The 21,703-nt window shown below is 62.2% G+C and carries 16 protein-coding genes; 9 read left to right on the plus strand and 7 right to left on the minus strand.

What is annotated here, in order from left to right; all coding sequences use genetic code 11:
- Positions 1 to 48 precede the first annotated feature (48 nt).
- From nahK to NA645_RS09655, 3 genes are all read right to left on the minus strand, one after another.
- Entirely contained in the window at positions 49 to 2,715 is a 2,667-nt protein-coding gene (gene nahK, locus NA645_RS09645; protein ID WP_256048595.1) for a hybrid sensor histidine kinase/response regulator NahK/ErcS', read from the minus strand.
- On the minus strand, positions 2,645 to 3,808 hold the full coding sequence (gene nosP, locus NA645_RS09650; protein ID WP_336605258.1) for a nitric oxide-sensing protein NosP: 1,164 nt from the start codon (positions 3,806 to 3,808) through the stop codon (positions 2,645 to 2,647). The genes nahK and nosP overlap by 71 nt, the downstream gene beginning before the upstream one ends.
- Before the next feature lie 318 nt (positions 3,809 to 4,126).
- A complete protein-coding gene (locus NA645_RS09655) occupies positions 4,127 to 5,314 on the minus strand; it encodes a porin (RefSeq protein ID WP_256048596.1) in 1,188 nt (395 codons plus the stop codon).
- Between the two features lie 343 nt (positions 5,315 to 5,657).
- Between NA645_RS09655 and NA645_RS09660 the strand changes: the two genes are divergently transcribed.
- The 8 genes from NA645_RS09660 (at position 5,658) to xylB (ending at position 15,669) form a co-directional block, all read left to right on the plus strand.
- Positions 5,658 to 6,617, plus strand: a complete 960-nt coding sequence (locus tag NA645_RS09660; RefSeq protein ID WP_256048597.1) for a carbohydrate kinase family protein — start codon at positions 5,658 to 5,660, stop codon at positions 6,615 to 6,617.
- A gap of 173 nt (positions 6,618 to 6,790) precedes the next feature.
- Positions 6,791 to 7,696: an AraC family transcriptional regulator gene (locus NA645_RS09665; RefSeq protein WP_256048598.1), complete on the plus strand. Its 906-nt coding sequence runs from the start codon at positions 6,791 to 6,793 to the stop codon at positions 7,694 to 7,696.
- Positions 7,697 to 7,993: 297 nt separating this feature from the next.
- Positions 7,994 to 9,301 carry an ABC transporter substrate-binding protein gene (locus NA645_RS09670; RefSeq protein WP_256048599.1) on the plus strand — a complete coding sequence of 436 codons (1,308 nt, stop codon included), beginning with the start codon at positions 7,994 to 7,996 and terminating at the stop codon, positions 9,299 to 9,301.
- Between the two features lie 65 nt (positions 9,302 to 9,366).
- Complete coding sequence (locus NA645_RS09675; protein ID WP_256048600.1) at positions 9,367 to 10,311, plus strand: carbohydrate ABC transporter permease; 945 nt, start codon at positions 9,367 to 9,369, stop codon at positions 10,309 to 10,311.
- Positions 10,312 to 10,321: 10 nt separating this feature from the next.
- Positions 10,322 to 11,155 carry a carbohydrate ABC transporter permease gene (locus NA645_RS09680; RefSeq protein ID WP_256048601.1) on the plus strand — a complete coding sequence of 278 codons (834 nt, stop codon included), beginning with the start codon at positions 10,322 to 10,324 and terminating at the stop codon, positions 11,153 to 11,155.
- A 40-nt stretch (positions 11,156 to 11,195) separates the two neighbouring features.
- Positions 11,196 to 12,299 carry an ABC transporter ATP-binding protein gene (locus NA645_RS09685; RefSeq protein ID WP_256048602.1) on the plus strand — a complete coding sequence of 368 codons (1,104 nt, stop codon included), beginning with the start codon at positions 11,196 to 11,198 and terminating at the stop codon, positions 12,297 to 12,299.
- 108 nt (positions 12,300 to 12,407) lie between these two features.
- Positions 12,408 to 13,883 carry a mannitol dehydrogenase family protein gene (locus NA645_RS09690; protein WP_256048603.1) on the plus strand — a complete coding sequence of 492 codons (1,476 nt, stop codon included), beginning with the start codon at positions 12,408 to 12,410 and terminating at the stop codon, positions 13,881 to 13,883.
- A gap of 289 nt (positions 13,884 to 14,172) precedes the next feature.
- A complete protein-coding gene (xylB, locus tag NA645_RS09695; protein WP_256048604.1) occupies positions 14,173 to 15,669 on the plus strand; it encodes a xylulokinase in 1,497 nt (498 codons plus the stop codon).
- A gap of 181 nt (positions 15,670 to 15,850) precedes the next feature.
- Here the strand turns inward: xylB and NA645_RS09700 are convergent, their stop codons facing one another.
- Positions 15,851 to 17,077, minus strand: coding sequence for an acyl-CoA dehydrogenase (locus NA645_RS09700; protein ID WP_256048605.1), 1,227 nt, complete (start codon positions 17,075 to 17,077; stop codon positions 15,851 to 15,853).
- A gap of 145 nt (positions 17,078 to 17,222) precedes the next feature.
- Between NA645_RS09700 and NA645_RS09705 the strand changes: the two genes are divergently transcribed.
- Positions 17,223 to 18,137 (plus strand): LysR family transcriptional regulator, encoded by a 915-nt coding sequence (locus NA645_RS09705; protein WP_256048606.1) that lies wholly within the window; start codon positions 17,223 to 17,225, stop codon positions 18,135 to 18,137.
- Between the two features lie 49 nt (positions 18,138 to 18,186).
- On the opposite strand, the gene NA645_RS09710 is transcribed toward NA645_RS09705, so the two are convergent.
- The 3 genes from NA645_RS09710 to NA645_RS09720 form a co-directional block, all read right to left on the minus strand.
- The gene (locus NA645_RS09710; RefSeq protein WP_256048607.1) at positions 18,187 to 19,206 is read right to left on the minus strand and encodes a LacI family DNA-binding transcriptional regulator; all 1,020 of its coding nucleotides are present in this window, start codon (positions 19,204 to 19,206) and stop codon (positions 18,187 to 18,189) included.
- 65 nt (positions 19,207 to 19,271) lie between these two features.
- Entirely contained in the window at positions 19,272 to 20,288 is a 1,017-nt protein-coding gene (locus NA645_RS09715; protein WP_256048608.1) for a TRAP transporter substrate-binding protein, read from the minus strand.
- Positions 20,289 to 20,385: 97 nt separating this feature from the next.
- Positions 20,386 to 21,663 (minus strand): TRAP transporter large permease, encoded by a 1,278-nt coding sequence (locus NA645_RS09720; protein WP_256048609.1) that lies wholly within the window; start codon positions 21,661 to 21,663, stop codon positions 20,386 to 20,388.
- Between the last annotated feature and the right edge of the window lie 40 nt (positions 21,664 to 21,703).

Raw genomic sequence — 21,703 nt, forward strand, 5'->3', positions numbered from 1 at the left:
CTGTCGTCGTCTTCCATCGCAGCTTAAGGCGGAACATCCATCGTAGCCTTACGACTCGCAAAGCGCGCCTGATATGCCGGCAGCCAGCCCATGCTCCAGCATGTGGCACATGGCGGTCTTAAGCTTCATCGGCCGTACCGGCTTGTGCATCAGCATGTGTCCCAGCTCGCGCACCTGCTGCTTGAGATCGTTGCTGTAGTTGGCGGTGATCATCAGCGCAGGCAGCGGGCTGGCGCGACGGGCGTTGACCTTGGCGACCACGTCGATGCCGGTGTGACCGTTGTCCAGGTGGTAATCGGCGATCAGCAGGTCGGCCTCGGCATGGAAGTCGTCCACCTGGCGCGCCAGATCTTCTTCCGAGAGCGCCGTGGTCACCGCGCAGCCCCAGCCTTCGAGCAGGGTGCGCATGCCGGCGCAGATCGCCGTGTCGTTATCCAGCACCCAGACGCGCGCGCCTTGCAGGCGCTGGAGTACCAGTTCGGTGGTGGTCGGCTCGGCACGCAGCAGGGGCGCGCGCCTGGCCAGCGGCACCTCGATGGCGAACCGGGACCCACGCCCCGGCTGCGAGCTGACCTGAATGCGATGACCGAGCATGCGCGCGATCTTCTCGACGATGGCCAGGCCGAGGCCCAGTCCACGGTCCTGGTTCGGCCGCACGCCCTCCCCGCGCTTGAACTCCTGGAAGATTTCCTCGAGCTTGTCGTCGGCGATGCCGACGCCGGTGTCCCACACCTCGATCGACAGCCGCTGCCGACGTCGCCGGCAGCCCAGCAGCACGCGTCCCTGCGGCGTGTAGCGGATGGCATTGGTCAGCAGGTTGCGCAGGATGCGCGCCAGCAGCTGGATATCGCTGCGCACCAGCGCCGAGCTGGGGATGAAATCCAGTTGCAGGCGCTCGGCCCCGGCAATCTGGCGGAACTCCATGGCGAGATTCTCCAGCAGCTCGCTGACGGCGAACGGGGCGATGTCCGGCTTGATCACGCCGGCGTCGAGCTTGGAAATATCCACCAGGGTGCCGAGCAGGTTCTCCACGTCCTCCAGCGAATTGCTGATGTTGCGCACCAGTCCGCCGCTGGGCTCTGCCGGCTGTTCCAGCAACGCGCTGGTGAACAGCCGCGCGGCGTTCAGCGGTTGCAGCAGGTCATGGCTGACGGCGGCGAGGAACTTGGTCTTGGACAGGTTAGCCAGCTCCGCCTCGCGCTTGGCCTCGCGCAATCGCGCTTCCACCAGGCTGCGCTCGTCGATCTCGCGCAACAGCTGGTCGTTGAGGCTGGTCAGCTCGGCGGTACGCTCGCGAACCCGCTGCTCCAGGTTCTGGTAGGCCTGGTGCAGCGCCTCGGCGGTGCGCCGGCGATCGGTGATGTCCTGGATCAGCACGAAGATGCCGGCGACCTCGCCGCTGGAAAGCCGGTTCGGTACGTAGGAACGCAACATATAGCGCTGCTGGCCGGCATGGTTGCGTTCGGACATCTCGAAGCTGACGTTCTCGCCGGACAAGGCGCGGTCGATATAAGGCGCCAGTTGCCGCCAGTGCTCGCCGCTGTGCACTTCGGGCAGGCTCTGTCCGAGCATGCCGTCGCTGGGCCAGCGGTACCATTCCTCGTAGACCTTGTTGGTGAATTCGTAGGTCAGGTCGGACGACACGTAGGCGATCAGCGCCGGCACATGATCGGTGATCAGGCGGATCCAGCGCTCGCTCTCGCGCAGCGCCTCGGCGTGGCGGTAGCGTTCGGTAATGTCGGTGAAGGTGTTGACGAAGCCACCGGTGGGCAGCGCATGGGTGCGGATTTCCAGCATGCGGCCGTCGAACAGGCGCTGTTCCAGCTCACGGACTGGCCGATCTTGACCATCCCGGGTATTCGGCGTCAGGAGTTTCAGCTCGCTCTCGGCCATCACCTCCTCGAACGGCCGGTGCGCCTCGATCGGCGCCAGCCCGCAGAGCTCGAGAAAACGCCGGTTCCACAGTTCCAACGCGCCTTCGGCGCCGACCATGGCCACCCCTTGGGACAGGTTGTCGACCGCACGCTGCAGCAGGCGCGACTTCTGCGCCAGTGCCTGTTCGCGGCGCATGGTTTCGCTGACCTTCACCTCGGTGATGTCGGTATAGAGGATGACCAGCCCACCCTCGCGGGTCGGCCGTTCGCTGGCCTGCACCCAGCGGCCGTTGCTCAGCCGGTAGACGGTCGGCTCGTCGCCCTTGCCGCGATGTTCCTCGACGATTAGCCCGGTGCTCTCGGCCAGCTGGCGCACGTCGGTCAGTCGCGTGCCAGCGTTGATGCGCGCGCGGGTGCGGCTCCACAGCGACTTGAAACGACGATTGAACAGCACGATGCGCTGCTCGCGGTCGAACAGCACGAAGGCATCGGAAATGCTCTCGATGGCATCGACCAGGTGCTGATGGGCAGTTTCTGCCCGCAGGCGCGCATCGCTGAGCAACTGGTTGCTGCCCTTGAGTTCGGCCATCGCCTGGTTCAGCGCATCGGTACGCTCGCGCACCTGCTCGGCCAGTTCCACCGAATGCTGGAAGGCTGCATAGGGCGCATCACGCCCGGCGCCGCTGGACTCGACCCGTTCGATCAGGGCGGCGTTGATGCGCGCCAGCTTGCGGTTCTCGCGCTCCAGCTCGGCCTGGCGAGCCAGCAGGTCAACGACCGCCCCGCCCTCCAGGCCGACCAATGGCGACACCGGTGAAGGTCTGGTTGATGTGCATGCCATTGAACTGCTCTCCGTAGGTGTTGAAGCCGATCACCTGCTGGCGCCTGAGAAAAGCCGAAACCTGCTCGCTGGCACCGTTGGCCTCGATTTCCAGGCGGCGCAGGAAGCAGTCGCAGCCAATGGTGAGCAACGGCGGTCCGAGGCGCTGTTCGAGCCGCCGGAACAACGCTTCGAGATTGGGCATCAGGGGGCCGGGCTGCATGGCCGTCAGCACGATGCCGTTCTCCACCGCGCAGTAGAACGTCAGGCTCAGGTCGTCGTTGACCTTCTGGATCGCGCGCACGTAGTACTGCTCATTGATGCGTACCGCCAGCGGATGCGCGGCGAACAGGCGGTGGTCGAGGTCGGCGACCGGCACGCCGATCAGCCGCGCGTACTCCTCGGCGGCCGGCTCGGCATTCAGCTCGAAGACGCGGCGACCGTTGCTGTCGGCTCGGGTGACCACCAGCTTCTCGTCATTGGGCAGGATGTGGTGGGTGGTGAACACTTCGAAATCCAGCCAGGTATTGATCAGCACCACGATGGCCGCGCCGCTGTGGAACTTGCCGTCGTAATAGACGTGGGTGTCGGCCAGGTGGTTGTCGTCGCCCGCCGAGCCACCGAAATGCGGAATGCTGCCGAAGGCGGCACTGAGCGCGGCGAGCACTTGTTCCTCACGGTTAGAGAGCCCATCGAGCAGCGTCAGGGCGAAACTGTGGTTTTTGATCGGTGCCAGGGAATTGCTGCGACAGACGCTGCCCAATCGCTCCACCAGCTGCTGGGCATCGACCAGGCTGAAGCACTCCATCTCGTCGATCAGCTCGCAGGCAACCGAGAAGCTGCGGTGATCGAAGCCAATGGCACTGACGCAACTGCGGCTGTAGCCCTGCGCGGTGATCTCGCCCGCCGAGGTACAGCCCACCAGGCGCACGCCACCGAAGTACTGCTGCAACGCATCGGCCAACGCCGGCAGGTCGTACTCGGCGGAGCAGAAGAACAGCACGAAACCCAAGTGCGGATGGATCAACTGGCGCGCCAGGTCTTGGGCCACCGTCTCGGCCAGCCGCGCTTCGGACATTGCCGTGCGTATCGTTTCCGTCTGTTGCTCGCTCACGCACCGCCTCCCGTTCCACCCGTATCGGATGCCCACATTCTTGGTCAGTGCATTGGGCACGAAAATGCTACTTGAGTACCGGAATAGACCTGCCTAGGTAGCGGGGCCTGACGTGACTTGGTTGGTGCGCGGGTGGCGCGGGGTGGCGCGCTATGCGAGCCACGAACATCCGCACGTTGCCAACTCAATCGGTGCGCAGAGCGCACCCTACGAATGCTCGAGCCCGCGTAGGGTGCGCTCCGCGCACCGTTTGCACTGAAGAAGACGAAATACAAAAAGGCTGGCCCTCACGGGTACCAGCCTTTCTTGCCGCCGGGATCAGAAGCTCAGCGCGGCGCCTACGGCGAAAGTCCGGGTATCTTCGTCGACGGCACCGGTATCGCGTCCAGCGATCTCGAACTCGTTGAGTTCGGCGACCAGCTTGAGGTTGTCGTTGATGTCGTGGAACAGCGCGATGCCGCGGGTCTCGTAATCGGCGGCTGTGCCCAGGCCGTTGCCGTCGTCCTTGGTCTTGCCGTAGGACAGCGCGATGCGGTTCTTGCCGAAGCGGTAGGAGCCCTGCAGCAAGTAGCCATCGCTGTCCACCTCGCGTAACAAGGCTTCGCCGGCGTTGTTGGTGAAGAACGGATTGATGCCTTCGGCCTGGAAGCCCGAGGCGGTCAGCGAGAAGCTTCCCATCTTCGCCTGCACGCCGTAGCCGAGGCCCTTGGAGGTTACGTCCTCGATGCTGTCGTCGGTGTTGTCCGAGCTCTGCTGCATGGCGTTGATCCAGCTATAGAACTGGGTGCCGCCCAGCTCGAACTGGTAGGTCACCTCGGCTTCCAGACGCGGCTCTTCCTGGTAGGCCTTGTCCAGGGTGGAGTTGGTGTCCTCGGTAGTGTCCACCGGGTCCATGATGCCGACAGCGACGCGCAGCCCGCTCATCACCGGGGAGCGGTAGGTGACCTGGGATGTCGGGAACGGGTACGGATAGCCGGTGCCGATGTTGCCGAACGAGACGCCGCCGCCATCCACCAGGCCCAGGGTGTCGCTGACCTGGCCATAGCCGGTGAGCATTTCGTCGAGCAGGATGTTGGAACGGGCGAACAGGCCGAAGTCCTTACCGAACAGCACCTCGCCCCAGGCATCGTTGGATACGGTGGCGTAGAACTGGCGAACGTCGATGCCGGTTTCGGTGCCATTGGTATCGCTGTCGTTGATGGTCACCCAGAACGAAGAACGGCCGCCGAGCTTGAGATCGTCGACCTGCTTGCTGAAATTGAAGCCGATGTAGTTGGGCAGGAAGCCCATCTTGACCCGCGATTGCTTGCGGTCGAACTGCTCGCCGGCACGGTCGACGTCGCTATGAACGTAGAAGGTGTTGAAGTAACCATCGGTGGAAAAGCGGGTGTCATCCTGGTCGTAAAGCACGATCTCAGCCGATGCCGATTGGCTCACCGACATGGCAACGGCACTGACCAGGGCCAGAGGCAGCAGGGTGGAAACGGCTTTCTTGTTGTTGTGCATGGCGCTCTCCGCTGTATTTGATGACAGGCAGTCGTGACGGGGAGCGATTATGGAAAGGCCACCTGGGCGCCCATACGCTGCGATGGCGGCGAATGGCTAGTGCTTTGGCCCTGTCATCCGTATTGCCTCCCGAGCACAGGCGGCGCTGATCGAGAGCACTGGCGCTTTGGTATTACGCCGTAGCGCTTGTGGCCAAGTGGCCGCTGCATGGCTTAGGGAGTCTGGGTCCATTAGACGAACCCAGTATCAGGACAAGAACGTATCAGTCTGACGGACGCGTCGTACTGTCCGAAGAACCGAGCGGGTACTAAGCTCGGCTCAAACAACAACAGCAGCGATTGTCATGTACCTGATCTGTGGCGAAGCCTTGTTCGATGTATTCACTGCGACCGGAGACGGCCCGAGCAACCGTCTGACACTGGAGGCGGTTGCTGGCGGCTCGCCCTTCAACGTCGCCGTCGGCCTTTCGAGGCTGGGCGTGCCGGCAGCCTTGTTGGGCGGGATTTCCAGCGACAGCTTCGGCGAGCGCCTGCGCCAGATCCTGAGCGACGAAGGCGTGGTCGATACCTACCTGGTGCCGTTCGAAGCACCCACCACCCTGGCGATGGTCGCGCTCGGCGCCGGCGGCTCGCCACGCTACAGCTTTCGCGGCGAAGGCTGCGCCGACCGTCTGATCGAGGAAGCGCACCTCAAGCCGCTGGGTGACGATATCTGCGCCATTCATGTCGGCTCCTACAGTCTGGTCGTGCCGCCGATCGCTGATACCCTGCAGATGCTGGTCGCGCGTGAAAGCCAACGGCGCCTGATCTCCATGGATCCCAACGTACGCCTCAACGTCGAGCCCAGCCTGCCGCGCTGGCGCGAGCGCGTTGAGGCATTCGCCAGGCATGCGCACCTGATCAAGGTCAGCGACGAGGATCTCGCGTTGCTCTATCCCGGCGAGGCACCCGAGCGTCTTGCCCAAGGCTGGCTGAAGGATCGCTGTGAGCTGGTATTGCTGACACGTGGTCACGAAGGCGCGCAGCTGTTCAGCCGTAGGCATGGTCAGCTCTACGCAGCCGCAAAGCCTACGGTGGTTCGCGACACCGTCGGAGCGGGCGATACCTTCCAGGCGGCGCTATTGAGTTATCTGCATGAGCAGCGTGTCCAGACCGCGGCGGGGCTTGCCGAACTGGATCGCGAACAACTCGATGCGATGCTCGGATTCGCTGTGCAAGCAGCGGCCATCACCTGTTCACGCACCGGGCCGGACCTGCCCTACCGATACGAAATTGACTGGCCGAATTTGGTTCAAGGTCTATAACCATAAGTCCTGTTTCGTTTCGCCGGTCGGCCATCGTAGGGTGTGCTCCGCGCACCGGCAACGCGGGTGCAGCTCATTCCCGGCATCCGCCGTTCGGTGCGCATAGCGCACCCTACAATCGATTACGTAACGTCCAGCCTCCTGACAATAATTACCGTACGGCGCAGCGTGCAATGAAAGGACTGAAGATCTCCGACCCCTCCTACGAGCTGATGGACGACCACCACGGCAACTCGCTGATCTACCGGGAGCACGGCTTCCCCTGCCATCTGGTGCGTTGGCATAACCACAAGGAGTACGAGCTGCACCTGATCGTCGCCAGTACCGGCAAGGTCTTCGTTGGCGACTACGTAGGCAACTTCGGCCCGGACAGTCTGTTTCTCACCGGCCCGCATCTGCCGCACAACTGGATCAGCCAAGTCGATGAAGGCGAAATCGTCGCCAAGCGAGACATGCTGGTCAATTTCACCGATGAGTTGTTCGAAGCGGGCCACAGCGTCTTTTCAGAGCTGCGCAGCCTGGCGCCGATGCTCGAACGCTCGCGCCATGGCATCGAGTTCCGCTGCCGACGCACCATTACTGAGGCCGGTCGGTTGATGCAGAGAGTGGCTGACAGCCGCGGCGCCACCCGTCTCGGATATTTCCTGATCATGCTCGAGCTGCTTGCGAGCTGTGACGACTACCAGCTGCTCTCCGGCACCACCTCGGTGCAGCTTGGAGATGAGAACCATGCCGACCGCACCAACATGGCGGTCAACTACATCTTCGATAACTACATGCGCGAACTGCCGCTCGAAGAAGTCGCCGGCCATCTGGGCATGAAGCCCACCTACTTCTCGCGCTTTTTCAAGCGCGCCACCGGACGTTGCTATGTCGAGTTCGTCAACAGCCTGCGCATCAGCAAATCCTGCGAGCTTTTGCTGGACAACGAAAAGCCGGTCACCGACGTCTGTTTCGAGTCCGGTTTCAACAACCTCTCTAATTTCAACCGCCGCTTCCAGCAACTAAAAGGCATGACGCCGTCGTGTTATCGCCGGCTGGTCGAACAGCGGCTGACGGCGCAGAACCTGGCCGGCTGATACGCATCGTCATCGCTTCGCGGTGTCGCTTCCCAACTACCGAGGCGCCGCTTGCGCTGCCTTTCTGTATAGGTAACCCCGCTGCGCCGTGCTCTTCACCGTTGTCGAGCCGCATATCACTGCACCCAGCACGATCAGATGAAAGTACAAAAAAGTATCGAACGAAGTGCGGTCAGGGCTTTGTAACCACCTCGATGCGAGCGTTGTAATGCTCGCGAGACGCTCGTACGCAGTACACGAGCAACAACAAAAACAATAAGCGCTTCCACCGCCCTGGCCGTGGAAGAGGAGTCCAGGATGAAAATCGTCAAACTGCTGCTCGGCACCACCTGTATTGCGATGATCGGCGCGACCCACGCGGCCGAAACCCTCACGGTCGCCACCGTCAACAATGCGGACATGATCCGCATGCAGCGCCTCTCCCAGACCTTCGAACAACAGAATCCCGAGATCGATCTCAACTGGGTCGTACTTGAAGAAAACGTACTGCGCCAGCGCCTGACCACCGACATCGCCACCCAGGGGGGCCAGTTCGACGTGCTGACCATCGGCATGTACGAAGCCTCGCTGTGGGGCGACAAGGGCTGGCTGGCACCGATGACCAACCTGCCCGCCGATTACGATCTCGACGATGTGTTCCCTTCGGTACGCGAAGGCCTGTCGGTCGACGGCACGCTCTATGCGCTGCCCTTCTACGCCGAAAGCTCGATGACCTACTACCGCACCGACCTGTTCGAGCAGGCCGGCCTGCAGATACCGGAACGTCCGACCTGGACGCAGATGGCCGAGTTCGCCGAGAAGTTGCACAAGCCCGATCAAGACCAGTACGGCATGTGCCTGCGTGGCAAGGCCGGTTGGGGCGAGAACATGGCGCTGGTCACCACTGTCGCCAATGCCTTTGGCGCGCGCTGGTTCGACGAGCAATGGCAGCCAGAATTCAACGGTCCCGAATGGACCAAGGCCGCTGCCTTCTATGTGGACCTGCTGAGCAACTACGGGCCGCCGGGCGCGTCCAGCAATGGCTTCAACGAAAACCTTGCGCTGTTCAACACCGGCAAGTGCGCCATGTGGGTCGATGCCACAGTGGCCGGCTCCTTCGTCACCGACACCTCGCAGAGCAGGGTCGCCGACAAAGTCGGCTTCACCTTCGCGCCGCAGGAAGACACCGATAAGGGTTCGGCCTGGTTGTATTCCTGGGCACTGGCCATTCCCAGCAGTTCGAAGAAGCAGGAGGCGGCCAAGACCTTCGCCGCCTGGGCGACGTCCAAGGATTACGCCAAGCTGGTCGCCGAGACCGATGGCGTCGCCAACGTGCCGCCGGGTACTCGCGAATCGACCTACAGCGCCGAATACATGGCCGCCGCGCCCTTCGCCGAAATCACGCTGGAGTCGCTGAAGCAGGCCGACCCCGCTTCGCCGTCCGCCAAGCCAGTGCCTTATGTCGGCATCCAGCTGGTGACAATTCCCGAGTTCCAGGCCATCGGCACCCAGGTCGGCAAGATGTTTGCCGCCGCCCTCACCGGGCAGATGCCGGTTGAACAGATGCTCACTGCCGTGCAGCAGTCGACCACGCGCGAGATGAAGCGCGCGGGCTATCCCAAGTAGGCAGCCGTTACTCCCATTGAGGGCTCGCTGAGCCCTCATCGGCCCTCCTCATCCGGAGCACGACCATGGCTACCACAACTACTGCCTTGCCCAAGGCTCCCGACACTCGCACGGACAGCGAACCGACCGAGCGCCCTCGCCGGCGGCTCGGTCCCAGCTGGTTCCTCGTCAGCCCGTCCGTCGCGTTACTGCTGTTGTGGATGCTGGTGCCGCTGTCGATGACCGTCTATTTCTCCGTCATCCGCTACAACCTGCTCTATCCGGGCGAGAACGATTTCGTCGGGCTGGAGAACTTTCATTACTTCCTGACCGATGCCGGTTTCATGCCCGGCATGACCAATACCCTGATCCTGGTCGGCAGCGTGCTGCTAATCAGTGTGGTGCTCGGCGTGTTGATCTCGGCACTGCTGGAAGCCGCGGACTTCGCCGGGCGCGGCATCGTCCGCGTGCTGTTGATTTCGCCGTTCTTCATCATGCCGACGGTCAGCGCGCTGGTCTGGAAGAACCTGATCTACCACCCGGTGTCGGGCATTCTCGCCGCCGTCTGGAAATTCTTCGGCGCACAGCCCGTGGACTGGCTGGCGCAGCATCCGCTGGCATCCATCGTGATCATCGTCTCCTGGCAATGGCTGCCCTTCGCCATCCTGATCCTGATGACCGCCATGCAGTCGCTGGACCAGGAGCAGAAGGAGGCGGCGCGCCTCGACGGTGCCGGGCCCATCGCCATCTTCTGGTACCTGACGCTGCCGCACCTGGCCCGCCCGATAGCGGTAGTGGTGATGATCGAAACCATCTTTCTACTCTCGATATTTGCCGAAATCTTCACCACTACCAGCGGCGGCCCCGGTTACGCCTCCACCAACCTCGCCTACCTGATCTACAACCAGGCGCTGTTGCAGTTCGATGTCGGCATGGCGTCGGCGGGCGGGTTGATCGCAGTGGTCATCGCCAATATCGCGGCGATCATCCTGGTGCGGATGCTCGGCAAGAATCTCACCGAGAAATACTGAGGACAGACCGATGCTGACGCTGAAACAAAGTCGCCGCCTCAACACCCTGCTGGTTGGCGTGCTCGCCTGGGCAGTGGCACTGCTGCTGTTCTTCCCGATCTTCTGGATGCTGATGACCAGCTTCAAGACCGAGATCGACGCCTTCGCCACGCCGCCGCAATTTATCTTCACACCGACGTTGGACAACTATGTGCACATCCAGGAGCGCAGCGGTTACTTCAAGTACGCCTGGAACTCGGTGACCATCTCCTTCGGCGCCACCATCCTGGGCATGCTGATCGCCATCCCGGCGGCCTACTCCATGGCCTTCTTCGAGACCAAACGGACCAAGGGCACGCTGCTGTGGATGCTCTCCACCAAGATGCTGCCGGCGGTGGGCGTGCTGGTGCCGATCTACCTGCTGGCCAAGCAGTTCGGTCTACTCGACAGCCGTACGGTGCTGATCATCATCTACACGCTGATCAACCTGCCGATCCTGGTCTGGATGACCTACACCTACTTCAAAGACATCCCGCGCGACATCCTCGAGGCGGCGCGTATGGACGGCGCCACTCTGTCGCAGGAAATGCTCCGCGTGCTGCTGCCCATCAGCAAGGGCGGGTTGGCTTCCACCATGCTGCTGTCGCTGATCCTGTGCTGGAACGAGGCCTTCTGGTCGCTCAACCTGACCTCGGCCAACGCCGCCCCGCTGACGGCGCTGATCGCCTCCTATTCCAGTCCCGAGGGCCTGTTCTGGGCCAAGCTCTCGGCCGTTTCCACCCTGGCCTGCGCACCCATTCTGATTTTCGGCTGGATCAGCCAGAAGCAGCTGGTCCGCGGCCTGTCGTTCGGCGCGGTGAAGTAATCCCGCGAGCGAACCCACAAGAACAACAGAGGATCCGAACATGGCAGACCTGAAGATTCACAACCTGAAAAAAGGCTTCGACGGCAACGAGATCATCAAAGGTATCGACCTGGATATCCGCGACCGCGAGTTCGTCGTCTTCGTCGGCCCATCCGGTTGCGGAAAATCCACCCTGCTGCGGCTGATCGCCGGCCTCGAAGAAGTCAGCAGCGGCCATATCGAGCTGGGCGGCCGCGACATCACTCAGGTCAGCCCGGCCAAGCGGGACCTGGCCATGGTGTTCCAGACCTATGCGCTGTACCCGCACATGACGGTGCGCAAGAACATGTCCTTCGCCCTGGACCTGGCCGGTGTCGACAGGCAGGAAGTCGAGCAGAAGATCACCAATGCCGCGCGCATCCTCGGCCTGGAGCCGTTGCTTGAACGCAAGCCGAAACAGCTCTCCGGCGGCCAGCGCCAGCGGGTAGCGATCGGCCGCGCAATCGTGCGCAACCCGAAGGTGTTCCTGTTCGACGAACCGCTGTCCAACCTCGACGCCGCGTTACGGGTGCAGATGCGTCTGGAGCTGTCGCGTCTGCATCAGGAACTGCAGGCGACGATGATCTACGTCACCCACGATCAGGTCGAAGCGATGACCCTGGCCGACAAGGTGGTGGTGCTCAACGCCGGCCGTGTCGAGCAGGTCGGCTCGCCGATGGAGCTCTATCACAGCCCGGCCAACCTCTTCGTCGCAGGCTTTCTCGGTACGCCGAAGATGGGCTTTCTCCAGGGCACGGTCGTCGGTGTACATGCCGAGGGTTGCGAGGTGGAACTGGACGCCAGGTGCCGCCTGCAATTGCCCCTGGGCGGCCCGGCATTGTCCATTGGCGATCCGGTCACTCTCGGCATCCGTCCCGAGCACCTCAACCGCAGCACCGACGGCAGCTGCCAGCTGGAGGTCAAGGCCGATGTCAGCGAACGCCTGGGCAGCGACACCTACTGCCATGTGATCACCCAGGCGGGCGAGCCGTTGACCATGCGCATCCGTGGCGATTTCACGCCGCGCTATGGCGAGGCGCTGAAACTGACGCTCGATGCCGCCCACTGCCATCTGTTCGACAGCAAGGGCCTGGCGGTCGGCCAGCCTCTGCGTCAGGTGGCCTGAATCAGCCTGGCAGTCGCTCAAACGGCGACTTGTCATTCATTCCCGTGTTGCCAGCCGTTACGGACGATCCCGTGGCGAGGACGCGCACGTCTGTCAGCGAGACATCCGATGAAGTTGAACGAACAGCATCTGCAACGACTGCCGGCCAACGTCAAGCGCCCCGGCTATCCCCTGGAAACGGTCAGCACCGGCATTGCCCATATCGGCGTCGGCGGTTTTCATCGTGCCCACCAGGCGGCTTATACCGATGCCCTGATGAATACCGGTGAAGGGCTGGACTGGGGCATCTGCGGCATCGGCACCCGCCCCGAGGAAAAGACCATGCGCGACGCCCTGGCCGCGCAGGACCACCTGTTCACTCTGGTGGAGCTGGATGATCGACCGGATACGGAGGTTCGGGTGATCGGCAGCATTCGCAACATGCTGCTGGTCGAAGACGGTTCGGAAACGGTGGTGGCCCGGCTCGCCGACCCGGCAATCCGCATCGTCTCGCTGACCATCACCGAAGGCGGCTACTGCATGGACGAAAGCACCGGCCAGTTCAATCCCCATTTCCCGCAGATCCAGCACGACCTGGCCAACCCACGCGCGCCGATCAGCGTATTCGGCCTGCTCTGCGCGGCGCTGGCCCGGCGCCGTGGCGCTGGCATTGCGCCGTTCACGGTGATGTCCTGCGATAACCTGCCGCACAACGGCGACGTCACCCGAAAGGCGCTGCTTGCCTTCGCGGCGCTGGTGGACGCCGACCTGGCCCGGTGGATCGAGCGCCATGTCAGTTTTCCCAACGCTATGGTCGATCGCATCACGCCGATGACCAGCGCAGCGCATCGCCACGCGCTTCAGGACCACCACGGCATCGACGACGCCTGGCCGGTGGTTTGCGAACCCTTCGTGCAATGGGTGCTGGAAGATAAGTTCGTCAATGGCCGCCCCGCCTGGGAGAAGGTCGGCGTGCAGTTCACCGACGACGTCGCACCCTATGAGGAAATGAAACTCAAGCTGCTCAACAGCAGCCATCTGGCGCTGACCTACCTGGGCACTCTGCGCGGCTATCGCTACGTACACGAAACCATGGATGACCCGTTGATCAGGCGCTATGTACAGCGCTACATGGATGACGACGTGACGCCACAACTGGCGCCAGTGCGCGGTATCGACCTCGAACAATACAAGCGCACGCTGATCGAGCGTTTCTCCAACCGTGCCATCGCCGACCAGCTGGAGCGGGTCTGTTCGGATGGTTCCTCGAAGTTTTCCAAGTTCAGCGTACCGACCATCAACCGGCTAATCGCCGACGACGCCGAGCTGGATCGCGCCGCGCTGGTGATCGCTGCCTGGGCGCTGTATCTGCGGGGCGTCGACGAGAATGGCGAGCGTTACCGGATTCTCGATCCACGGCTGGAGTTCTGCCAGGCCTTGGTCGACGAGGACGAAGGACTGGCCCAACGGCTGCTCGGCCGCGAGGATATCTTCGGTACCCAGATACCGCGTTCGGCGTCCTTCCGAGAAGCCTTCGAGCGCAACTTGACGCGACTGCGCTCCTTGGGCGTGAACGGCACCCTCGAGCAGCTGCTGGAGGATTAGGCTCTGCTGGACCGTAGGGTGAGCTCCGCGCACCGCCGGACTTCGGTGTACATGGTGCGCCGAGCGCACCCTACGTTAGGCGGCGCCGCGCATCAGCGACGGGCAATACTGAGGATTCCTCAAAACCTACAGCAACGCGGTTAGTGACGGCATATCCCAGAAATTGCAGGCTTTTCGTAGGGTGCGCTCCGCGCGCCGCTAGATTTCGGTGTACATGGTGCGCCGAGCGCACCCTACGTTGGGGCGGTGTCGGGCGTTCGGGAAACGGTAACAGACCTTAGGAGATCCTATGTTTCTGGGCATCGACTGCGGTACTCAAGGCACCAAGGCGCTGCTGCTGGACACCACAACCGGCACCGTACTGGGTGAAGGTTCGGCCAGCCATGAGCTGATCAGCGGCCCCAACGGACGCCGCGAACAGGACACAAAACAATGGACCGATGCCCTCGTAAAGGCCACCGCAGCAGCCCTGGCTCAGGCCGGAGTCAATGGAACGGCCGTGCTCGGCATCGGCGTTTCCGGCCAGCAGCATGGGCTGGTCACGCTGGATGCGGATGGCCAAGTACTGCGGCCGGCCAAGCTCTGGTGCGACACCGAATCGGCCACCGAAAACCAGCGCCTGCTGGACTGGCTGGGCGGCGAGATCGGCTCGCTGCAGCGTTTGGGCGTCGCCATTGCGCCGGGTTACACGGTGTCCAAGCTGCTTTGGATGAAGGAGCAGCATCCCGCGCTGTTCGAGCGTATCGCCCATATCCTGCTGCCCCATGACTATCTCAACTACTGGCTGACCGGGCGTTGCTGCAGCGAGTATGGCGACGCATCGGGCACGGGCTATTTCGATGTGCGCAATCGGCGCTGGGATGTCGAACTGGTTCGCCATATCGATCCCGGCGGGCGCCTAGAGGCGGCGCTGCCCAAGCTGATCGAGTCTCACCAGGCCGTCGGAAATCTACGACCGGAACTGGCCGTGCGCCTGAGGCTCAATCCCCAGGCCCTGGTGGCCAGCGGTGGCGGCGACAACATGATGGGCGCGATCGGGACCGGCAATATCGCACCCGGCGCGATCACCATGAGCCTGGGCACCTCCGGCACGCTTTACGGATACGGCAATGAACCCCGCGTCAGTTCGCAGCCGTCGGTCGCGACCTTCTGCTCGTCCAACGGTGGCTGGCTGCCGCTGATCTGCACCATGAACCTGACCAACGCCAACGGCACCATCCGCGAGTTGCTGCAGCTCGAGCTCGAGCAATTCAACGCACTGGTGGCACAAGCGCCCATCGGCGCGGATGGCGTAAGCATGCTGCCGTATCTCAACGGCGAACGCGTACCCGCCCTGCCCCAGGCCAGCGCCAGCCTGCACGGCTTGACCAGCGACAACCTCACTCGCGCCAACCTCTGCCGCGCCGTGCTCGAAGGCGTGACCTTCGGCCTGCGCTATGGTCTGGACCTGCTGCGTGATAGCGGTATTCGCAGCGAACGGATTCGGCTGATCGGTGGCGGTGCGAAGAACCCACTGTGGCGGCAGATCATCGCCGACGTTATGGATGCACCCGTCATCTGCGCCACGTACAGCGAGGCTGCCGCGCTGGGCGCGGCCATCCAGGCGGCCTGGTGTCATGCGCGGCAGAGCGATGCGCAGGCCAGTCTCGCCGAGATTTGCGAGCGCTGTGTCAGCCTGGATGAGACGACCGCCGTCAGGCCGGATGCACACGCCGTCGCAGCTTACGAGCAGACCTACCGGCGCTATCGGGGTCTAGTGACCAGCCTTTATGGTCAGCAGGCGTAACTGCAGTTTCCATTCGCGAGCAAGCTCGCTCCTACAACGGCCGAGGACGCACAATCCCGTAGGAGCGAGCTTGCTCGCGAACGCTTTGTCCAATCCCCAGCGCGCCACACCAGCAGATAACCACGCATAAAAAAGACAAAGCCAGGATTCATGGCTTTGCCTTTGGTACTACCAGAGCGTGTCAGCGGCTACGCAGCGCCTCGCGCGGCACGTATTTGCCCAGCTCGTGCTTGGCGATCGACGCACGATGCACTTCGTCCGGACCGTCAGCCAGGCGCAGGGTGCGCTGCATGGCGTACCAGTGGGCCAGCGGGAAATCCTCGGATACACCGGCGCCGCCGTGGATCTGGATGGCACGGTCGATGACCTTCAGCGCTACATTGGGCGCAACCACCTTGATCTGTGCAATCTCGCTGGCGGCGATCTTGTTACCTACCGTATCCATCATGTAGGCCGCGTTGAGCGTGAGCAGTCGCGCCATGTTGATCTCGATCCGGCACTCAGCGATGTGATCGAAGTTGGCGCCTAGGCGTGCCAGCGGCTTGCCGAACGCCGTGCGGTTCACCGAACGCTCACACATCAGCTTCAAAGCACGTTCGGCCACGCCCACCGAGCGCATGCAATGGTGGATACGGCCCGGGCCAAGGCGACCCTGGGCAATCTCGAAACCGCGGCCTTCGCCGAGCAGCACGTTTTCATACGGCACGCGGACGTTTTCCAGCAGCACTTCGGCGTGGCCGTGCGGCGCGTCGTCGTAGCCGAATACGGGTAACGGGCGCAGCACCTTGAGACCGGGCGCATCCATCGGCACCAGGATCATCGAATGCTGTTGGTGACGCGGTGCATCCGGGTTGGTCAGGCCCATGAAGATCATGACTTTGCAGCGTGGATCGCAGGCACCGGAGGTCCACCACTTGCGACCATTGATGACCCACTCGTCACCTTCGCGAACGGCACGCGCCTCCATGTTGGTCGCGTCCGACGAAGCCACGCCAGGCTCGGTCATGCCGAAGGCCGAGCGGATTTCTCCTCGAAGCAGAGGCTCGAGCCAGCGTTTTTTGTGCTCGTCACTGCCGTAACGAACCAGTACTTCCATGTTGCCGGTGTCCGGCGCCGAGCAGTTGAATGCCTCCGGACCAAGGCCGGAGCTGCCCATGATTTCGGCCAGCGGCGCGTATTCGGTATTGGTCAGCCCAAAGCCCAGCTCGGAATCTGGCAGAAAAAGGTTCCACAATCCTTCGGCTTTGGCTTTGGCCTTCAGCTCCTCGACGATGGCGGTGGGTTGCCAACGGTCGCCCTCACTTACCTGCTGATAGAAGATTTTCTCGGCGGGATAGACATGCGCATCCATGAACGCCTGAACGCGTTCACGCAACTCTTGAACCTTGGGGGAATAGGCGAAATCCATGGCGACAGACCTTCTGCAGGTAACGTTTTGTAGTTTTAGATGCTAGAGGACGCTCGACGATTTATCTAAGCTATTTTCCTCGTGTATAAACATTCATCACCGATATATGATCGGCGAATTCCGATACACGCCGGAGAGCACAACAATGAACCTGAACAAGGTCGATCTGAATCTGTTCATCGTCTTCGATGCCATCTATACCGAGGCGAATCTGACCCGCGCCGGGCAGATCGTCGGCATCACCCAGCCCGCCGTTTCCAATGCCCTGGCGCGCCTTCGCGAGACCTTCAACGACCCGCTGTTCGTGCGCACCGCGCAAGGCATGGTGCCGACGCCGATGGCACAGAACATCATCGGCCCGGTGCGCAACGCGTTGCAGTTGCTTCGCGTCTCGGTGCAGGAAAGCCGTACCTTCAATCCGCTGCAGGCAAACAAGACCTTCCGCATCAGCATGACCGACCTCACCGAGGCCGTGGTGTTGCCGCCGCTGTTCCAACGCCTGCGCCGCATGGCACCGAACGTGAAGATCGAAAGCATGCTGGCCAAGCGCCGCGAGACCACCAAGGAACTGGCTGCCGGCCGCCTGGACTTTGCCATGGACGCACCGCTCAACACCGACCCACAGGTGCGCCATGTCAAGTTGCTGGAAGACAGCTACGTTTGCGCGATGCGCCGCGGACATCCGCTGGCCAAGGACAAGCTGAGCATCGAGGAATACCTGTCGCTGTCGCATATTCATATTTCCAGCCGGCGCAGCGGTCTGGGCATGGTCGATCTAGCGCTGGGCAAGATGGGCCTGCAGCGCAAGATCGCTCTACGCTCGCAGCACTACATGATGGCCACGCAGGTGATTCAGCACACCGATATGGCGGTGACCGTGCCGGAGCGTTTCGCCCGTCGCCACGATCTGCATCAGGTGCCACTGCCGGTGGATATTCCACCATTGGAAACGCACATTTACTGGCACGAAAGCACCGATCAGGACCCGGCCAACCGCTGGATGCGCGAGCAGATGATCGAGATCGCCCAGCAGGTCACCGCGGCGCAGCAGGCCGACTAACAGCCCTGCTGTGATGGAGCCGGCAAGCGCAAAGCCTGCCGGTCGTGCCTCACGCGCTTTCGCGCATTACCACTTCGAACCCCACATCGATCCGCCGTTGCGTTGGCGTTTCGCCGCGCATCAGGCTGAGCAGCATCTGCCCGGCCAGCGTGCCGATCTCGCCACGGATGGTGCGTACAGTCGTCAGCGCCGGGTGCATCCAAGCGGCGGCTGGCAGGTCGTTGAAACCGGCAATGGCCAAGCGCCCAGGAACGGCCAGCTGCAACTGGCGGGCACGGAACAGCGCCCCCAGCGCCAGGTCGTCGTTATTGAAGAAGATCGCATCGATGCCTGGCTGCTGGGCCAGTAGCCTGTCCAGCAGTTCGGCGCCAAGGCCGATGGAGGACACCTCCGGCGTCAGCAGTTCTAGCGCGGGGTCATAGCGGGACGCCTCGCGCATCGCCTTCCGATAACCTTCGGCACGCTGCAGGGTACGCGGGTCGAGCTGCGCAGCGGCGAAGGCGATGGTGCGGTAACCACGCTCGAGCAGCTTGCGGGTCATGGCGGCGCCTGCCTCGAATTGCGAAAAACCGACGCAGTAGTCCTCTTGTGCATCGCTCAGCTCCATCAGCGTGACGATGGGGCTGGTGTAGCTGTCCAGCACTTCGCGCGCGGCATCGCTGCGCTGGAAGCCGGTGACCAGAAGCCCCGCCGGCTGATGGGCCAGATAGGCACGCAACAGACGCTCGTCTTCCTCCGGACGATAGTGACTGACGCCGATCATCAGCTCATACCCGGCCGGCATCAGGACTCGCTGAACCGCCTCGACGGTATCGACGAATACGGCGTTCGACAGTGAAGGGATGATCACAGCTACGAGGTTCGACCTTGCACTGGCAAGGCTTCGCGCCGCGGTATGCGGTACGTAGCCCAGCGCTTTGACCGCAGCCATGACACGCTCGCGCAGCGCATCGGACACCCGCTCCGGTTGCGACAGCGCACGCGAAGCGGACATCAAGGAACAACCAGCACTGCGAGCCACATCGGACAATGTGACCCGCTCCAGAGAGCGGCGACGGCGAGAGCTCATAGCGGGATCCAGCGGCGAGGGGCGGGAATTCTATACGGGAGGCGCCCCCGAAGGGGCGCGCCCGATCACTTCGGTGCTTTCGCGATTTCCGCCTGAACTTCGTTGAACAGCGGTTCACCGACCGTATCGATCACGGTCTGAATTGCCGGTTTGGCCTGCTCGCGCATACGCTGGATTTCTTCAGGGCTGACCTTGTTGATCTCCATGCCGTGCTCTTCGATTTGCGCCAAGGCTTCGCGGGCTTCGGCACGAGTATCTTCGCGCTCCGAGTCGCGCGACTTCTTCGCCGCGTCCATGATGATGCCCTGCTCGGTCTCGGAGAGCCCGTCCCACCAGCGCTTGGACGCCGTAACGATCCATGGGCTGTAGACATGATTGGTCACGCTCAGGTACTTCTGCACCTCATAGAACTTCGAGGAAAGGATGGTGTTGTAGGGGTTTTCCTGACCGTCGACCGCCTTGGTTTCCAGCGCGGTGAACAGCTCGGAGAACGGCAGCGGGACCGCATTGGCGCCCATCTGCTTGAAGGTGTCGATGAACACCGGATTTGGCATCACGCGTAGCTTGATGCCGTTGAAGTCTTCCATCTTCTCGACCGGACGCACGTTGTTGGTGAGGTTGCGGAAGCCGTTTTCCCAGTAGACCAGGCCGACCAACCCCTTCTCTTCCAGCGCGTCCATGACCTTCTGCCCGACCGGGCCATCGAGCACGTAATCCGCCTGCTTCTCGCTTTCAAAGAGGAACGGCGTATCCCATACCGCCATTTCCTCGGCGATGCCCACCAGGGTGGCGGTCGAACCGACCATCATTTCCTGCGCCCCGCCCATCAGCGCGTTCTGCATCTGGTCGTCCGATCCCAGGCTGGCGGAGGCAAACGTCCGCATCTTGAGCTTGCCGTCGGACGCCTTGGCGATTTCTTCGGCAAGCAGCTTCGCCGCCCTGCCCTGGTTGCTGTCTTCGTTGAGTCCATAACCGAAGCGGATCATTCGTGAACGAACGTCGTCAGCCGCCTGCGCGCTGACCGCGGTGATGGCGCTACCGAGCGTGGTGGCCGCCAGGGCCGCTATGAGAAATCGTTTCATGCTGTCTTACCTTTTGTTGTTGTGGATGGAATGAAGGTGAAGCTTTTCTCGCCAAGGCGAAACCTAAATGCCGCTGCGGAACGAGTACCTGCCCCGATCAGCGCAACCATTGCAGCGGCACGGTGATAATCGATGGCACGGCTACCAGCAGTGCGACGATCAGCAAATAAATAACGAAGAATGGGATCACTCCGCGCACCAGTGTCTCCATGCGCAACCTGCCGATACCCCCGACAACGTTCAGCACAGTGCCCACCGGCGGCGTAATTAAACCGATGGAGCCGATCAATACGAACATCACGCCGAAGTACACCGGATCGATACCAGCTTTGACCGCGATAGGTGCCAGCACTGGTCCAAGGATGAGAATGGTCGGTGTCAGATCGAGCACCATGCCAATCGCGATCATCAGCACCATGATGGCAACCATCAGCAGCTTCGGATCTTGCGCCAGCGGGCCGAGCATCATGGCGATCTCGTCCGGCAACTGCGCCAGCGTGATCATGTACCCGGAAACGATTGCGGCGGCGCAGAGGAACATCACTGACGCCGTGGTACGGCTCGCGCGGGTCAGCACTTCTATTACGCCGCGCCAGTTGAGTTCGCGATACAGCAGGGTCGAAACGGCAAGCGCATAAACCGCTGCCACCACTGCTGCCTCGGTTGGCGTGAACAACCCGCCACGCAAGCCGCCGACGATAATTACCGGAAGCATCAAGGCGGCTGCTCCGTCGACCAGCGCCTTGCGCCGCTCGGCACGGGTGGCTTTTTCCTGTTGGGGTTCGTCGATCTTGCGTGCGATCAGCGTCCAGGCCACCACAAGTCCAGCCCCCATGATCAAACCGGGCACCATACCGGCGAGGAACAGCTGACTGATCGATGTGTTGGTCACCACGCCATAAATCACGAAAGGCATCGAGGGCGGAATGATCGGAGCGATAATGCCGCCAGCTGCTACCAGACCCGATGACGAACTCAGTGGATAACCGCGCTCGCGCATCATCGGCAGCAACAGCGTGGCCAGCGCCGCGGTGTCCGCCAGTGCCGAGCCGGACATACTTGCCAGCAGCACCGAGGCAGCAATCGCAACATACCCAAGCCCACCGCGCTTGTGGCCGAAATAGGCCTGCGCCATGTTGATGATCCGGCGAGAAATGCCGCCGGCATTCATCAATTCACCGGCAAGAATGAAGAACGGCACGGCCAGCAGTGGAAAGCTGTCAGCACCGGCCTGAAGGTTCTGGGCCAGCAACTGCACATCCCAGAAATCCAGATACCACATCAGCACCGCACCAGTGAGAATCAGCGCGAATGCGATCGGCATGCCGAAGGCCATGAAGCCAAACAGTGAAGAAAGGAAGACGACGACAGTCATGTACGGTCCTCAGGCGGGCATTGCCCATGTTGTTATCGAA

It is taken from the genome of Stutzerimonas stutzeri (genome assembly GCF_024448955.1).
Taxonomy (GTDB): Bacteria; Pseudomonadota; Gammaproteobacteria; order Pseudomonadales; family Pseudomonadaceae; genus Stutzerimonas; species Stutzerimonas stutzeri_AQ.

Bases quoted from the DNA above. Each gene is read 5' to 3' on its own strand.
- nahK (WP_256048595.1), bottom strand. From the start codon at position 2,715: ATGGCATGCACATCAACCAGACCTTCACCGGTGTCGCCATTGGTCGGC.
- NA645_RS09655 (WP_256048596.1), bottom strand. From the start codon at position 5,314: ATGCACAACAACAAGAAAGCCGTTTCCACCCTGCTGCCTCTGGCCCTG.
- NA645_RS09660 (WP_256048597.1), top strand. From the start codon at position 5,658: ATGTACCTGATCTGTGGCGAAGCCTTGTTCGATGTATTCACTGCGACC.
- NA645_RS09665 (WP_256048598.1), top strand. From the start codon at position 6,791: ATGAAAGGACTGAAGATCTCCGACCCCTCCTACGAGCTGATGGACGAC.
- NA645_RS09670 (WP_256048599.1), top strand. From the start codon at position 7,994: ATGAAAATCGTCAAACTGCTGCTCGGCACCACCTGTATTGCGATGATC.
- NA645_RS09675 (WP_256048600.1), top strand. From the start codon at position 9,367: ATGGCTACCACAACTACTGCCTTGCCCAAGGCTCCCGACACTCGCACG.
- NA645_RS09680 (WP_256048601.1), top strand. From the start codon at position 10,322: ATGCTGACGCTGAAACAAAGTCGCCGCCTCAACACCCTGCTGGTTGGC.
- NA645_RS09685 (WP_256048602.1), top strand. From the start codon at position 11,196: ATGGCAGACCTGAAGATTCACAACCTGAAAAAAGGCTTCGACGGCAAC.
- NA645_RS09690 (WP_256048603.1), top strand. From the start codon at position 12,408: ATGAAGTTGAACGAACAGCATCTGCAACGACTGCCGGCCAACGTCAAG.
- xylB (WP_256048604.1), top strand. From the start codon at position 14,173: ATGTTTCTGGGCATCGACTGCGGTACTCAAGGCACCAAGGCGCTGCTG.
- NA645_RS09700 (WP_256048605.1), bottom strand. From the start codon at position 17,077: ATGGATTTCGCCTATTCCCCCAAGGTTCAAGAGTTGCGTGAACGCGTT.
- NA645_RS09705 (WP_256048606.1), top strand. From the start codon at position 17,223: ATGAACCTGAACAAGGTCGATCTGAATCTGTTCATCGTCTTCGATGCC.
- NA645_RS09710 (WP_256048607.1), bottom strand. From the start codon at position 19,206: ATGAGCTCTCGCCGTCGCCGCTCTCTGGAGCGGGTCACATTGTCCGAT.
- NA645_RS09715 (WP_256048608.1), bottom strand. From the start codon at position 20,288: ATGAAACGATTTCTCATAGCGGCCCTGGCGGCCACCACGCTCGGTAGC.
- NA645_RS09720 (WP_256048609.1), bottom strand. From the start codon at position 21,663: ATGACTGTCGTCGTCTTCCTTTCTTCACTGTTTGGCTTCATGGCCTTC.